At 55.8% G+C, this 13,352-nt stretch carries 13 protein-coding genes; 8 read left to right on the top strand and 5 right to left on the bottom strand.

Annotated features, from left to right (window positions below; all coding sequences use genetic code 11):
* Positions 1–30: 30 nt before the first annotated feature.
* A complete protein-coding gene (locus tag IB212_RS14015; RefSeq protein WP_041909336.1) occupies positions 31–993 on the top strand; it encodes an FAD:protein FMN transferase in 963 nt (320 codons plus the stop codon).
* On the opposite strand, the gene dcuR is transcribed toward IB212_RS14015, so the two are convergent.
* Together dcuR and IB212_RS14005 are read right to left on the bottom strand one after the other, a co-directional pair.
* Entirely contained in the window at positions 974–1,693 is a 720-nt protein-coding gene (gene dcuR / locus IB212_RS14010) for a two-component system response regulator DcuR (RefSeq protein ID WP_188245994.1), read from the bottom strand. The genes IB212_RS14015 and dcuR overlap by 20 nt on opposite strands.
* Entirely contained in the window at positions 1,690–3,306 is a 1,617-nt protein-coding gene (locus IB212_RS14005) for a sensor histidine kinase (protein ID WP_041909341.1), read from the bottom strand. Before IB212_RS14005 ends, dcuR begins: the two co-directional genes overlap by 4 nt.
* A gap of 165 nt (positions 3,307–3,471) precedes the next feature.
* On the opposite strand from IB212_RS14005, the gene IB212_RS14000 reads away from it, so the two are divergent.
* The gene (locus IB212_RS14000; protein ID WP_041909343.1) at positions 3,472–4,335 is read left to right on the top strand and encodes an N-acetylmuramic acid 6-phosphate etherase; all 864 of its coding nucleotides are present in this window, start codon (positions 3,472–3,474) and stop codon (positions 4,333–4,335) included.
* A gap of 57 nt (positions 4,336–4,392) precedes the next feature.
* Here the strand turns inward: IB212_RS14000 and ompC are convergent, their stop codons facing one another.
* Positions 4,393–5,556: a porin OmpC gene (gene ompC, locus IB212_RS13995; protein ID WP_041909345.1), complete on the bottom strand. Its 1,164-nt coding sequence runs from the start codon at positions 5,554–5,556 to the stop codon at positions 4,393–4,395.
* A 285-nt stretch (positions 5,557–5,841) separates the two neighbouring features.
* On the opposite strand from ompC, the gene IB212_RS13990 reads away from it, so the two are divergent.
* The 3 genes from IB212_RS13990 (at position 5,842) to IB212_RS13980 (ending at position 8,492) form a co-directional block, all read left to right on the top strand.
* Positions 5,842–6,543 carry a phosphohydrolase gene (locus tag IB212_RS13990; RefSeq protein ID WP_041909346.1) on the top strand — a complete coding sequence of 234 codons (702 nt, stop codon included), beginning with the start codon at positions 5,842–5,844 and terminating at the stop codon, positions 6,541–6,543.
* Positions 6,544–6,604: 61 nt separating this feature from the next.
* On the top strand, positions 6,605–8,020 hold the full coding sequence (locus IB212_RS13985) for a DNA cytosine methyltransferase (RefSeq protein WP_041909349.1): 1,416 nt from the start codon (positions 6,605–6,607) through the stop codon (positions 8,018–8,020).
* Positions 8,001–8,492 (top strand): very short patch repair endonuclease, encoded by a 492-nt coding sequence (locus tag IB212_RS13980; RefSeq protein ID WP_041909351.1) that lies wholly within the window; start codon positions 8,001–8,003, stop codon positions 8,490–8,492. Before IB212_RS13985 ends, IB212_RS13980 begins: the two co-directional genes overlap by 20 nt.
* Here the strand turns inward: IB212_RS13980 and yedA are convergent.
* Positions 8,464–9,378, bottom strand: a complete 915-nt coding sequence (yedA, locus tag IB212_RS13975) for a drug/metabolite exporter YedA (protein WP_028013712.1) — start codon at positions 9,376–9,378, stop codon at positions 8,464–8,466. The genes IB212_RS13980 and yedA overlap by 29 nt on opposite strands.
* A 174-nt stretch (positions 9,379–9,552) precedes the next feature.
* Between yedA and IB212_RS13970 the strand changes: the two genes are divergently transcribed.
* From IB212_RS13970 to dgcQ, 3 genes are all read left to right on the top strand, one after another.
* Positions 9,553–10,467 carry a DUF808 domain-containing protein gene (locus IB212_RS13970; RefSeq protein WP_181013184.1) on the top strand — a complete coding sequence of 305 codons (915 nt, stop codon included), beginning with the start codon at positions 9,553–9,555 and terminating at the stop codon, positions 10,465–10,467.
* A 78-nt stretch (positions 10,468–10,545) separates the two neighbouring features.
* The gene (locus IB212_RS13965; RefSeq protein ID WP_041909353.1) at positions 10,546–10,728 is read left to right on the top strand and encodes a YodC family protein; all 183 of its coding nucleotides are present in this window, start codon (positions 10,546–10,548) and stop codon (positions 10,726–10,728) included.
* 73 nt (positions 10,729–10,801) lie between these two features.
* On the top strand, positions 10,802–12,502 hold the full coding sequence (dgcQ, locus tag IB212_RS13960; RefSeq protein WP_041909354.1) for a cellulose biosynthesis regulator diguanylate cyclase DgcQ: 1,701 nt from the start codon (positions 10,802–10,804) through the stop codon (positions 12,500–12,502).
* Here the strand turns inward: dgcQ and IB212_RS13955 are convergent.
* Complete coding sequence (locus IB212_RS13955) at positions 12,487–13,287, bottom strand: mannosyl-3-phosphoglycerate phosphatase-related protein (RefSeq protein ID WP_041909356.1); 801 nt, start codon at positions 13,285–13,287, stop codon at positions 12,487–12,489. The two genes, dgcQ and IB212_RS13955, sit on opposite strands and share 16 nt — an antisense overlap.
* Positions 13,288–13,352 lie beyond the last annotated feature (65 nt).

Raw genomic sequence — 13,352 nt, 5'->3', positions numbered from 1 at the left:
CTGCCGGGGCTACATCTGAGGACACATGCAATGCCTGATAGCCATCGCGTTTACAGCTACTCCGCCGTTCTGATGGGCTCGCCCATTCTCCTGAAGCTCTTCTCCCATGACGAAGCCCTCGCGTCCCGCGTTTTCCGCCTGATCAAACAGTACGAAGATCTCCTCACCGTTAACCGGGCGCATTCCCAGGTGATGGACATCAACCATGCGGCGGGCCAGCATCCGGTTGCCGTCAGTCGTCCGGTGTTTGAACTGATCCGCTGTGCCAAAGCGGCAAGCCTGCTAAAAGACAGCGCGTTTAACCTGGCGATCGGCCCGCTGGTGAAGCGCTGGAAGATTGGCTTTCAGGGAGACAGCGTTCCGCCTGCCGATGACATTGCGTCCCTGCTGGCGATAACCCGGCCCGAGGAGGTCATCCTTGATGAGGCGCAGACCAGCGTGTTTCTGACCAGATCGGGGATGGAGATTGATCTGGGGGCCATCGCCAAAGGCTATATCGCCGACCGGGTGCGGGACTACCTGCGCAAAGAGGGCGCTGAGCTGGGGCTGATCAACCTCGGCGGAAACATCCAGACGTTAGGCTCGCCGGAAGGGGGCTGGAGCGTGGGGCTAAAAAAACCGTTCGCCGGTGACGCGCTGATCGGTGCGATGACGGTGGAGAACCTCTCCGTAGTGACCTCGGGAACGTACGAGCGCTACTTCGAGCAGAACGGCAAGCGCTATCACCATATTCTCGATCCGCGCACCGGGTATCCGCTCGACAACGAGCTGGAGAGCGTCACTATCATTTCAAAAGACTCCATTGACGGCGACATCTGGACCACGCTGATATACGGCATGGGGGTAGAAAAGGGCTGTGCCGCCCTGCGTGCGCGCCCCGATATTGAAGCTATCTTTGTGACCAAAACAAAAGAAGTGGTGATCTCCTCGATGCACCACTTCCGTTTTACCCTTCTGGACGAGAGCTACCGCGTTATTGGCAGTACTGTTTGAGCAGCCCGATCTGTTCCGGCTGTAAGCGGTAGCGGTACACCGGACGCCCGGTGGCGCCGTAGTGAATGCTGGTGAACAGAATGTTGATCTGCGCAAGCCAAATCAGGTATTTACGGCAGGAGACGCGGGAGATATTGACTGCGTTAGCCAGATCGTCGGTGGAAAATTCCGTCTCCGGGTGGCCATCAATCCACTGGCAAATCGTGCGCAGCGTTTGCGGCGTTAACCCCTTCGGCAATTTTTTAGTGTCCGCCAGCTCCGGCGCGCCGCCGTGGATCAGCCTGTCGACGTCCGCCTGCTCGTAATACTGGTGCGAGCCCATCAGGCTGTGTTTTGCCTTCCAGCCGTTCAGCGCTTCTTCAAAGCGCGGGAACTGGAACGGCTTTATCAGATAATCCGCCACGCCGTAGTGGATGGAGGTCTGGATCGTGGCGGCATCGGCGGCCGAGGAGATCATAATCACATCAATCGGGCGGCCTGACGCGCGAATATCGAGCAGCAGATCCAGCCCGTTATCCTGCTGCATGTAGACGTCCAGCAGCACCAGATCGACAGGCTGGCTGGGGTTATTGATAAAGGCCCTGGCCTGATTGAGCGTGGAGGCGACGCCGCAGCAGCTGAAGCCTTCAACACGGTTGACGTACAGACGGTTGAGATCGGCTACCATGGCGTCATCATCGACAATTAATACATTTATCACGCGATATTCCTCTCGCTATCCCAGGGGATGTGAACAAAAAATTGGGTAAATACGCCAGGCTCAGACTCGACGGTGATATCGCCGCCCAGGTTCTGGATCTGCTGGCGAGCAAGGAACAGCCCAACGCCGCGGTTTTCACCTTTTGTTGAGAACCCCTTAGTAAAAATAGCCTCCAGCTGAGTGGGATCAATGCCGGGGCCGTCGTCGCTGACTTCGCAGCTGAGCCAGCCATTCTGATAATGCAGCAGCAGGCCAATCTCGCCTTCCTGCTGTCCTGCCATCGCGTCGAGCGCGTTTTCGATTAAGTTACCCAGCGCGGTGATCAGCACCGCAACCTGTTCTTCACTGCCGGTATCCGGTATCAGGCTTTCATCCGCCAGGGTCAGGGTGATGCCGGCCTCTTTCGCCCGGTTGATTTTGCCCAGCAGGAACCCGGCAACGACCGGGGACTTTACCTTGCTCTGTATCGTACCGATATCCGTCTGGTAATTATGCGCCGTCTGGATGATGTACTCCTCCAGCTTGTCGTAACGCTTCATGTGCAGCAGGCCGAGGATCACATGCAGTTTATTCATAAACTCGTGCGTGTGGCTGCGCAGGGCGTCGACGTAGTTGACCATGCCATCAATACGCTGCATCAGCTGGCTGATTTCCGTTTTATCGCGGAAGGTGCTGATAGCCCCGATCACCCGATTCTGGCTTTTGACCGGCACCATGTTGCAGAGCAGCAGTCGTCCGTTGCAGCTAATCTCCTGATCCTGACGCGCAATCCCGGTTTTCGATACCTCACGCAGGCTTGCCAGCAGCGGCTCGCTGGTGTTTTCGGTCTGCTTGCCGGAGGGAAGAAGTAATATCTCTCTGGCAGCGTGGTTAATCATCGTCACGCGGCCGTGAATATCGACGGCCAGCACCCCTTCGCGAAGCGACTGCAGCATCGCCTGGCGCTGTTCGAACAGGGCGGAGATTTCATAGGGTTCTAGCCCGAACAGGATGTGTTTCAGGACCCGTACCAGACCCCATATCGCCATCGAACTCATAAAGATGCTGAACAGAATCGTCCAGAGCGCGTTGAGCCGCCCGCGGGCTATCTGGTCTTCCACCTTTTTGAGGGAGATCCCGACCACGACGACCCCGATCTGATCGTGCTGGCTGTCATAGACCGGCGTGAAAACGCGAAGCGCCTCGGCGAGGGCGCCGCGGTTAACCGAGACATTCTCTTTGCCTTCCAGCGCGGGTTCCAGATCGTTGCCGATAAAATGCAGGCCGATGAGCGCCTCGTTCGGGTGCGAGTAGCGAATCCCCCGCATGTCGGTCACCACGGTAAGCAGCAGATCGTTGCGTTGGGTGACGGCTTTGGCGATGGGCTGAATGATGTCGGCCTGCGGCGACTGCATCAGGCCGCGCTGGATTTCCGGGCTGTCGGCCAGCGTGCGGGCGATGCCCAGAGCGGTATCTTTTACATCATCGCGGGTCGCCCGGGTGATCTGCACGGAATAGAGCGCAAAAACTACCAGCAACACCGAGGCGATAATCGCGGACACCATCAACGTGACCAGCGTGTACAGTTTCATGGGGCGCTTGCGCGTCAGAGGGAAAGGCTGCAAATCGCTCATCAACACTCCGCGATGATTAAGAAAGGGAGTGATTATCGCTGATGATGGGCTTTTCTTAAAGCCATGTAAAAGCGTCGATTTACTCTTCTTTTCGTGACCCCACTCGCAGGTCATCTATATAAAACACTTTATAGTGTGTGGGTACTCATAATAAGGAGGCTGTTTATGAGCATTACGCTTACCGGTTCAGTCAAGGAAAGACGGCACGCCAGCACGATGAATATAGATAGATTGTCCACGCTGGACATGCTGAAGGTTATCCACGAGGAAGATGCACGCATTTCTGCTGCTATAACCCCCTGCTTAACGACAATCGCCCGCGCGGTGGATAATGCCGCCTCGGCGCTCAACCACGGCGGCCGTCTGGTGATTGTCGGCGCGGGCCCGTCAGGCTGCATCGCACAACAGGCTGCAGATGAGTATGCGCCGGGTAAAACGCCGGTAATTGCCGTGACGGCAGAAGAGGGGGATGGGAGCTACGAGCGTGGGGTGGCTGACCTGCAGGCCATTAAATTTGGTGAGCACGATATGATGCTTGCCGTGACCGTCAGCGGAAAAACGCCGTGGGTCTGGGGGGCAATGCGGCATGCGTGGTCGTTGGGAGCGCCGGTTGCGGTCATCACCGGTGATGCACAAAGTGAAGCAGCACAGCTGGCAAGCATGGTAATTGCCCCAGAGCTTGGGGCTGATGTGGTTGCCGGGTATCGCAATACCAGGGCGGGGATCGCGCAAAAAATGATCCTCTCGATGATTACCACCGCGCTGGCCGTTCGCACCGGGCGCGTTTACAGCAACCTGCGCGTGGATCTTGAGGCAAGCAGTACCAAATGGGCCGAACGGCAGATCGCCATCGTGATGGAGGCGGGGGGATGCACCCGGGCGCAGGCAAAGGCCGCGCTGGAGAGCTGTAACCACCACTGTAAAACGGCGGTGTTGATGGTGCTGACCGGTCTGGATGCGTGGAAAGCCCATGAGCTGCTGGCGCACAATAACGGGTTTATCCGCGTGGCGCTGCAGGAAGCGCCGTAAAATAGTGTCCCTTGAAACAAAAAAGCCCGCAAATGCGGGCTTTAGTATTTTCAGGGATCAGAACTGGTAGATCATGCCGATGCCAACAATGTCATCGGTTGCAATACCGTTGTCATTGTAGAAGGCGTCATCTTCGTCCAGCAGGTTGATTTTATAATCAACGTAGGTGGAGAAGTTCTTGTTGAAGTTGTAGGTCATGCCCAGGTCGATGTAGTTAACCAGGTCCATGTCTCCATGCTGACCCTGAGGGTTGCTGGCGCTGCCTGGATAGGTCATGTCCTTGCCCTTGGAGTAAACCCATGCCAGGGATGGACGCAGGCCGAAGTCGAACTGGTACTGTGCAACCGCTTCGAAGTTCTGAGTCTTATCCGCGATACCATCATCACCATATGGCGTCATATTGCGGGTTTCAGCATACATCATTGCCAGATAGACGTTATTGGCATCATATTTCGCGCCAAGTGTCCACGCTTCAGCTGTTTTACCACTGGCATAACGTGCGCTGTATTGGCCTGCCGCTTCCTGTTTGTTAGTACGGTCAGAAGAAGAGTACGCCGCACCCAGGCTCAAGCCGGAGAGATCGCCAGAGAAGTCATAGGAGGTAGACATACCGAAGCCGTCACCGTTCTGGAAGCGTACATCTTTATGACCGTTTTTCGTGCCTTCCTGGTCTTCTTGAGCAAATTGATCTTCATTTGCACCCTGATACTGCAGCGCGAAATTCAGGCCATCAACCAGACCAAAGAAATCAGTATTACGATAGGTTGCAACACCGTTGGTACGGCCAACCATAAAGTTATCAGTCCAGGTGTAGGAATCACCGCCAAATACAGGCAGCATATCGGTCCACGCTTCAACGTCGTATACGACTCCGTAATTACGACCATAATCAAATGAACCGTATTCGCCAAATTTCAGGCCAGCGTATGCCAGACGGTTAAAGGATTGATCACCCGCGCCTTCGGTATCGTTAGCGTAGGTTTTATATTCCCACTGGCCGTAACCGGTCAGGTCGTTAGTGATCTGCGTTTCGCCTTTGAAACCAATCTGCACGTAGGTTTCGTCGCCGTCGTCGCCAGGGTTGTCGGAGAAGGTATGACGCGCGTCGACCTTGCCGTACAGGTCAACTTTATTGCCGTCTTTGTTATACATTTCAGCCGCGTTTGCCGCGCCAGCCATTAATAATGCGGGTACAAGAATTGCCAGAACTTTTCTTTTCATTATATATTCCCTTTAAAGATAATTTATATGAATATATGTAATCACCCTCCGTAATTACGTGTCTGATACTATTCTATGGCTAGTAAATTTGGTTCAAAAATAAATGTAATTAAACCAGTGAAAATATTACAAAATATTTCCAAAGATCTCTTTATTTTTCAAATGAATTAATCGCTTGAAAGTATTGCGGGTAATTATTATTAAGTATTTCGGGGTTCTATTTTTTAATTTATTTTATTTAGCTATGTTATAATTCAGTGCCCATTTTCGTAACAGGAAAGGATGATGGAACTCATACAGTGGCAGCAGCGCTTTGAATCCTGGCTTGATGAACATCACGCGACCGACGACACCGCGCACGATATTTCACACTTCCGTCGCGTCTGGCTGACGGCGCAGAAAATCATGGTTCATCACCACGTCGACCCGCTGACGATCCTGACCGCCTGCTATTTTCACGACATCGTTAGCCTGCCGAAAAATCATCCTGAACGCAGCCAGTCGTCGCGTCTGGCTGCGCGCAGAACGCGGGACATTCTGCACCGCGATTTCCCTGACTTCCCATCCGATCGCTATGCCGCCGTGGAGCACGCCATCGAGGCGCACAGTTTCAGCGCCGGCCTGACGCCGTACACGATTGAGGCTAAAATTGTCCAGGATGCAGATCGTCTGGAGGCGCTGGGGGCGATTGGCCTGGCGCGCGTGTTTGCCGTGTCAGGCGCGCTGGGCGTACCGCTTTTTGACGCGGACGATCCGTTTGCCGACGCGCGCCCGCTTGATGACCGGGCGTTTGCGCTTGATCATTTTCAGACCAAGCTGCTGCGCTTGCCTGATACAATGCAAACCGACGTCGGGCGCGAGCTCGCGCAGCACAACGCCGATTTTCTGATTCAGTTTATGGCGAAACTCAGTGCCGAATTACAGGGCGACTGCATCGGGCTGGATAGCCAGCTTCAACACCGCTTCCGTCGCAGTTTGCGAAAGTGAACTGTGGTAATCTGTTTCCAGTCTTTATTGCCCGGTTAAAAGAATGCAGGAAAATCGATCAGTGACAGAGCCCGCGCCAGAGCAGGCTGAGAAGTCAACGGCAACGGTGCAGGCATTACTGCGCCAGCTGCTGGATATTTATGACGCTAAAACGCTGGCAAACCAGCTGGTGGCGCACGGCGAGAGCCACTGGAGCCCGGCCATCCTTAAGCGACTGCTGACCAGCGATCGGGCAGGGCGCCGCCTGAGCGAAAGCGAGTTTCGTTATCTGCAAGATCTGCTTCCGCGGCCGTCTGCCGCGCACCCGAACTATGCCTTCCGCTTTATCGATCTGTTTGCCGGCATCGGTGGCATCCGGCACGGCTTTGAAGCTATCGGCGGTCAGTGCGTGTTTACCAGCGAGTGGAACAAACATGCGGTACGCACCTATAAAGCGAACTGGTACTGCGATCCGCATGAACATCATTTCAACGCCGATATCCGCGACGTTACCCTGAGCCATAAAAGCGGCGTCACGGATGAACAAGCCGCCGAGCACATTCGCCAGACGATTCCGGCGCATGACGTGCTGCTGGCGGGCTTCCCGTGCCAGCCTTTCTCGCTGGCCGGCGTCTCCAAAAAGAATGCCCTCGGGCGTGCCCACGGTTTTGCCTGCGATACGCAGGGAACGCTGTTTTTCGATGTGGCTCGAATCATTGACGCCCGTCGCCCGGCCATATTCGTGCTGGAAAACGTCAAGAACTTAAAGAGCCATGACGGTGGAAAGACCTTCCGCATTATCATGCAAACGCTAGACGAGCTGGGCTATGACGTGGCGGATTCCGAGGACATGGGCGCGGATGACCCGAAAATTATCGACGGGAAACACTTCCTGCCCCAGCATCGCGAACGCATTGTGCTCGTCGGTTTCCGCCGCGATCTCAATCTGAAGGGGGATTTCACCCTGCGGGATATTCCCTCCTTATACCCCGAGCGTCGTCCAACCATTGCCGACCTGCTGGAGCCGGTGGTCGACGCGAAATTTATCCTTACCCCGATCCTGTGGAAATACCTCTACCGCTATGCCAAAAAGCATCAGGCCAAAGGCAACGGATTTGGGTTTGGCATGGTGAACCCAAACGATCCGCACAGCGTGACCCGCACGCTGTCCGCTCGCTACTACAAAGACGGCGCGGAAATCCTGATCGACAGAGGCTGGGATAAAGCGCTGGGCGAGAAAGATTTCGACGATCCGCAAAACCAGCGTCACCGTCCGCGGCGCCTCACGCCGCGGGAGTGCGCCCGGTTGATGGGCTTTGAAACGCCGCAGGGCTACCGCTTTCGTATTCCGGTTTCGGACACCCAGGCTTACCGTCAGTTTGGCAACTCGGTGGTGGTGCCCGCGTTCGCGGCGGTGGCAAAACTGCTGGCCCCGCGCATCAGACAGGCGGTGGCGCTCCGCCAGGGTGAGGCCGTTAATGACGGACGTTCACGATAAGGCCACGCGGAGCAAAAACATGCGTGCCATCGGCACGCGTGACACCGCGATAGAAAAGCGTCTGGCCGGGCTTCTGACGCAGGCGGGCTTCGACTTTCGCGTGCAGGATCCCGCACTTGCGGGTCGTCCGGATTTCGTTATCGACGCGTATCGGTGCATTATCTTCACCCACGGCTGTTTCTGGCATCATCACGACTGCTACCTGTTTAAAGTTCCGGCGACGCGCACCGATTTCTGGCTGGAGAAGATTGGCAAGAACGTTGAGCGCGACGCGCGGGATCTCGCCACGCTTGTCGCGCAGGGCTGGAGAGTGCTGATCGTCTGGGAATGTGCGCTGAGAGGACGGTTAAAGCTGAACGATGCCGATCTGAGCGAACGGCTGGAAGAGTGGATCTGCGGCGGCGGCCAGGCCGCGCAGATCGACACCCAGGGGATCCACGCGCTTACGGTTTCTCCACCTCGCAAGGCGTAACCACGGGCTTTGCCGGCAGCAAATATTTGCCTAAAGTCACCAGCACGACGGCAAAAACAATCACCCCTAAAGCTAACCACTCAACCGGAGAGAGCGTTTCACCGCCAAGCCCGGTGCCGAGCAGCACGGCCACGACCGGGTTGACGTAGGCATAGCTGGTGGCGACCGCCGGTGAGACGTTACGGATCAGGAACATGTAGGCGTTGATGGCGATGATGGAGCCAAACAGCGCCAGATAGCCTACCGCCAGGAAGCCCGACAACGGCGGCAGGGTCGTCAGCTCCTCTCCCGTCAGGGCTGAGGCCAGCAGCAGCACAATCCCAGCCGCAAGCATCTCTATTGCCCCCGCCATCATGCCGGTCGGCAGTTCGATACGCGAACCGTATACGGAGCCAAACGCCCAGCTCATCGAGCCGATAAGGATAATCACCGCGCCCCACGGATTCCCGCTCAGGTTACCGCCGCTGTTAAGCAGAATAATGCCGGCAAGGCCGATGCCAATCCCCAGCCACTCCAGCTTGCGGGTGCGGATGCCGAAAAGGCGGCTGAAGCAGAGGGTAAACAGCGGTACGGTGGCAACGACTACGGCGGCGATCCCAGACGGTACGTTCTGGTGCTCGGCAATGGTCACAAAGCCATTCCCCACCGCCAGCAGCAGCAGGCCTATCAAGGCGGCGTTCAGCATTGGGCGGAGCGGTGGAAGCTTATGCCCGCGCAGCAGCAGGAAGGCCAGCAGCAGCACACCCGCCGAGAGGAAGCGAATGCCCGCCATCATCAGCGGCGGCCAGCTTTCCACGCCGATGCGAATGACAAAATAGGTTGAACCCCAGATGATATACAGCGAAAAAAGTGCCCCGATAAGCGGAAGCAGTTGCCGGAAACGCATAATCCCTCACGACGAAATAAAAAGGTCGCTGATAGTAAACGCGAAAACTATCGCGCTGGCGAGTCCTTTAATTGTGTAGTTGATGTGAATTTTTTGTTGACGAAAGCTGCCTGTTTCCGCGATTGCGCTTTTGCTCCATACTATTCACTTAATTACCAAAAAAGAAGGATCACCATTTTGGCAGGAAGTAGCTTATTAACATTGCTGGATGATATTGCCACCTTACTGGATGATATTTCCGTGATGGGGAAACTGGCGGCGAAGAAAACCGCAGGGGTGCTGGGGGATGATCTCTCGCTTAACGCCCAACAGGTAAGCGGGGTACGGGCTAACCGTGAGTTGCCGGTGGTGTGGGGCGTGGCAAAAGGCTCGTTTCTGAACAAATTGATCCTGGTGCCGCTGGCGCTGCTGATCAGCGCATTCATTCCCTGGGCCATCACGCCGCTGCTGATGATTGGCGGGGCATTCTTGTGCTTCGAAGGCGTGGAGAAGGTCCTGCACTCTTTGAGCTCTCGCAAGCAGAAGGATACCCCGGAGGCGCGCCAGCAGCGCCTTGAAGCGCTTGCCGCGCAGGATCCGAAAGTTTTCGAGCGCGATAAAATCAAAGGCGCCATTCGCACCGACTTTATTCTGTCGGCTGAAATTGTCGCCATTACGCTGGGCATTGTCTCCGATGCGCCGCTGCTGAATCAGGTGTTGATCCTCTCCGGGATCGCCATTCTGGTCACGGTGGGCGTTTACGGCCTGGTCGGGCTGATCGTGAAGCTGGATGATATCGGTTACTGGCTGGAGGAGAAATCCAGCGCGGTGGCTAAAGGCATCGGCAAAGGCTTACTGACGCTGGCGCCGTGGCTGATGAAGAGCTTGTCCGTGGTGGGTACCCTGGCGATGTTCCTCGTGGGCGGCGGCATTGTGGTCCACGGCATTGCGCCGCTGCACCATGCCATCGAACATTTCGCCTCGGCGCAGGGGAGCGTGGTGGCAGCGATTCTGCCCACGCTGCTTAATCTGGTGCTGGGCTTTATCGTTGGCGCTATCGTGGTGGCGGCGGTGAAACTGATCGAAAAAATGCGCGGTACGGCGCACTAATTGTTACCCGTCGCAGGGTGCAAAAAGACCATTCCTCGTCTAAATTGAAACAGTTTCACCCTGATACAGGAGGCAGGTATGGTCTTTTTGGTCAGTGATGAAGTTAAGCCTAAGAAGGGCGGCCCGCGCATGATTGTCACCGGGTATTCCAGCGGAATGGTGGAATGTCGGTGGCATGATGGCTACAGCATTAAGCAGGAAGCCTTTCGTGAAGATGAGCTTCAGCCGGGTGACGGCAAGCGCAAGCACGATCAGGCTTAATCACATAACGCCCGGCTTTGCCGGGCGTTTTTAACTGAAGTACCGGGTGTAAGGTAGTAATCAGGGAGTGTGTGTGCAGCGCGATACCTTTGTTGTAAGACGATCCTTTCTGCAATGGCTGCATAAGCGTAGCAATCCGGGTTTGATTGTTAACCTCTGTTTTATCACTGTTCTGGTATTTTCAACCCTCCTGACCTGGCGTGAAGTGGTGGTCCTCGAAGAGGCGTATATCTCCAGCCAGCGCAACCACCTGGAAACCGTGGCCAGCTCGCTGGACAGGCAGCTGCAGTACAGCGTGGATAAAATGCTGTTATTTCGCCAGAGCATGCGCGATGCGCTACAGACGCCGCTGGCCTTCAATGTTTTGCACGATGCAGTATCGCACTTTAACGCATTACGCATGCGTCCCACCTGGCAGCTCCTCGTTGATAGAAATCGCACACTTCCGATTAACGGCGTCTCGGATGCGTTTGTTGAAAAAACGTCGATTCTGAACCGGGACGCTGAACGCATCAGCAATGAAATTTCAGCCGCGCTTGAGGTGGGTTATCTGCTCAGGCTGGCGACGTCGAGCAGGCATAGTGAATCGCGGGTGATCTACGTTTCACGCGCCGGGTTTTATCTTTCGACGGATACGCTAACAGAGGCGAGCGATATTATCCCCCGCTATTATCACCTGGTCACACAGTCCTGGTTTACCCAGCAGTCGGAACGTAACAATCGCTCCCGCGCGGTGCGCTGGTTTATCTCCACGCCGTCATCCTGGACCGGTGACAAGCGAACGATCACTGCCAGCGTCCCCATTTATTTCAATCACTACTGGTATGGCGTGGTGGCGATGGATTTTTCGCTGAATACGATGCAACGCCTGCTGGCAGAGGCGACGGACGACCGTACGGAGGGGGAGTATCAGCTGTACGACTCCCGGCTCAATATGATTGCCTCCTCTGAAAAGACAGATAAACAGGTGAACCATTTCGATGAACGCGAACTCGCGCAGATAGCGCAGGCGATCGAGCACGATACTGGTGGTGGCATCCGCCTCGGCAGCCGTTTCATCAGTTGGCAGCGGCTCGATCATTTTGATGGCCTGGTTTTGCGTGTCCATACTCTGCAGGAAGGGGTACAGGGCGACTTCGGCAGCATCAGTATCGTACTGGCATTACTGTGGGCACTCTTTACCGCGATGCTGCTGATTTCGTGGCTGGTGATCCGCCGGATGGTCAGCAATATGTATACGCTGCAGCACTCGCTCAAGTGGCAGGCCTGGCACGACCCGCTAACCCGCCTGAATAATCGCGGCGCGCTGTTCGAACGCGCGAAACTGCTGGCGAAGAAGTGTCATCAACAGTCGCTGCCGTTCTCGGTCATTCAGTTAGACCTCGACCATTTTAAAAGCGTCAACGATCGTTTCGGTCACCAGGCCGGTGATAAGGTGCTTTCCCACTCTGCAGGGCTGATTTCCAGCGCCTTGCGTAAAAACGACGTGGCAGGACGCGTGGGCGGGGAAGAGTTTTGTATCGTCCTGCCGGGGCTCGGTCTTGAGGAGGCGAGAGGCGTCGCGGAGCGTATTCGCTGCCGAATCAACAGCAAGGAGATTCTGGTGAAGAAGAGTACGACCCTGCGTATCAGCGCGTCACTCGGCGTCAGCAGCGCCCGGGAAAACGGGAATTACGATTTCGAACAGCTGCAGTCCGTGGCGGATGCTCGGTTATATAAAGCTAAACAGGACGGACGTAACCGGGTTGTCTGGCACGATCATGACAAAAAGTGATCCAGCCCCTCCTGCCAGCCGAGCGGTCCCGCCTGCCGGGTGTGATAAACCCGGCGGGGGTTATCGTCCCGTAACGTAATACCCTGGCGGTTTATCCCCTTAATCACCACCGCGAAGTCCACGCTGTCCAGCAGCGGCGCGTCGTTCGGCCCATCGCCGAGCCCCAGGGTCGTGGGTTCAATATTTTCCCGTTCACGGTACTGCGCGATTAGCCAGTTAGCCGCAACGTCCTTACCGCAGCCGGCATCGAGAATATGCCAGAAACGGGCACCCTGCAGGCATTTCAGCCCGTGTTGCGCCAGCGCCGGTTCAAACCGGGCCATGGCTTCGTCGGAATCACGCCAGATGAGCGTGACGGAGGCGTCATGCTTGCGGGCAAGCGCCGCCCGGTAGCGGGTCACCCCCGTCCATTCGCTAATGACGCGTTCGTCCACGTCGTCAAAGGTGGTGAATTTGAAGCCCGCCTGCTGGCGGATTTGCTCAATAAGCGGACGAATCTCCCGGTGCGTCATGCCGTTGATGTGGCGCTGACCCATTTCCCAGCGCACGTCAGGCTGAATCACCGCGCCGTTCTCAGCGATAAACGGTAACCCTTCCAGACCCAGATCCTGCTGAATATCCAGCATCTCTGCCGCGCTCTTGCTGCTGCAAAGAATCACCGGTACCTGGTTATCCTGCAGTTTATCCAGCCATGGCATCGCGGGCTGCCACTCATAGGTATGAATATCCAGCAGCGATCCATCCAGATCGGAAAAAATCAGCAGGGGACCCCGGAGTGAAAGCATAGTAACTCCCGAAAACGAATGAACCTTAATCTAAGAATATTCCTAAAAAAATATTTGGGCTTAAA

Origin of the sequence: Enterobacter sp. E12 (assembly GCF_014596715.2) — a bacterium.
GTDB classification, from domain to species: Bacteria; Pseudomonadota; Gammaproteobacteria; order Enterobacterales; family Enterobacteriaceae; genus Enterobacter; species Enterobacter bugandensis.
Note: the sequence above shows the minus strand (reverse complement) of the source record. Positions and strands in the feature narration are given on the sequence as shown.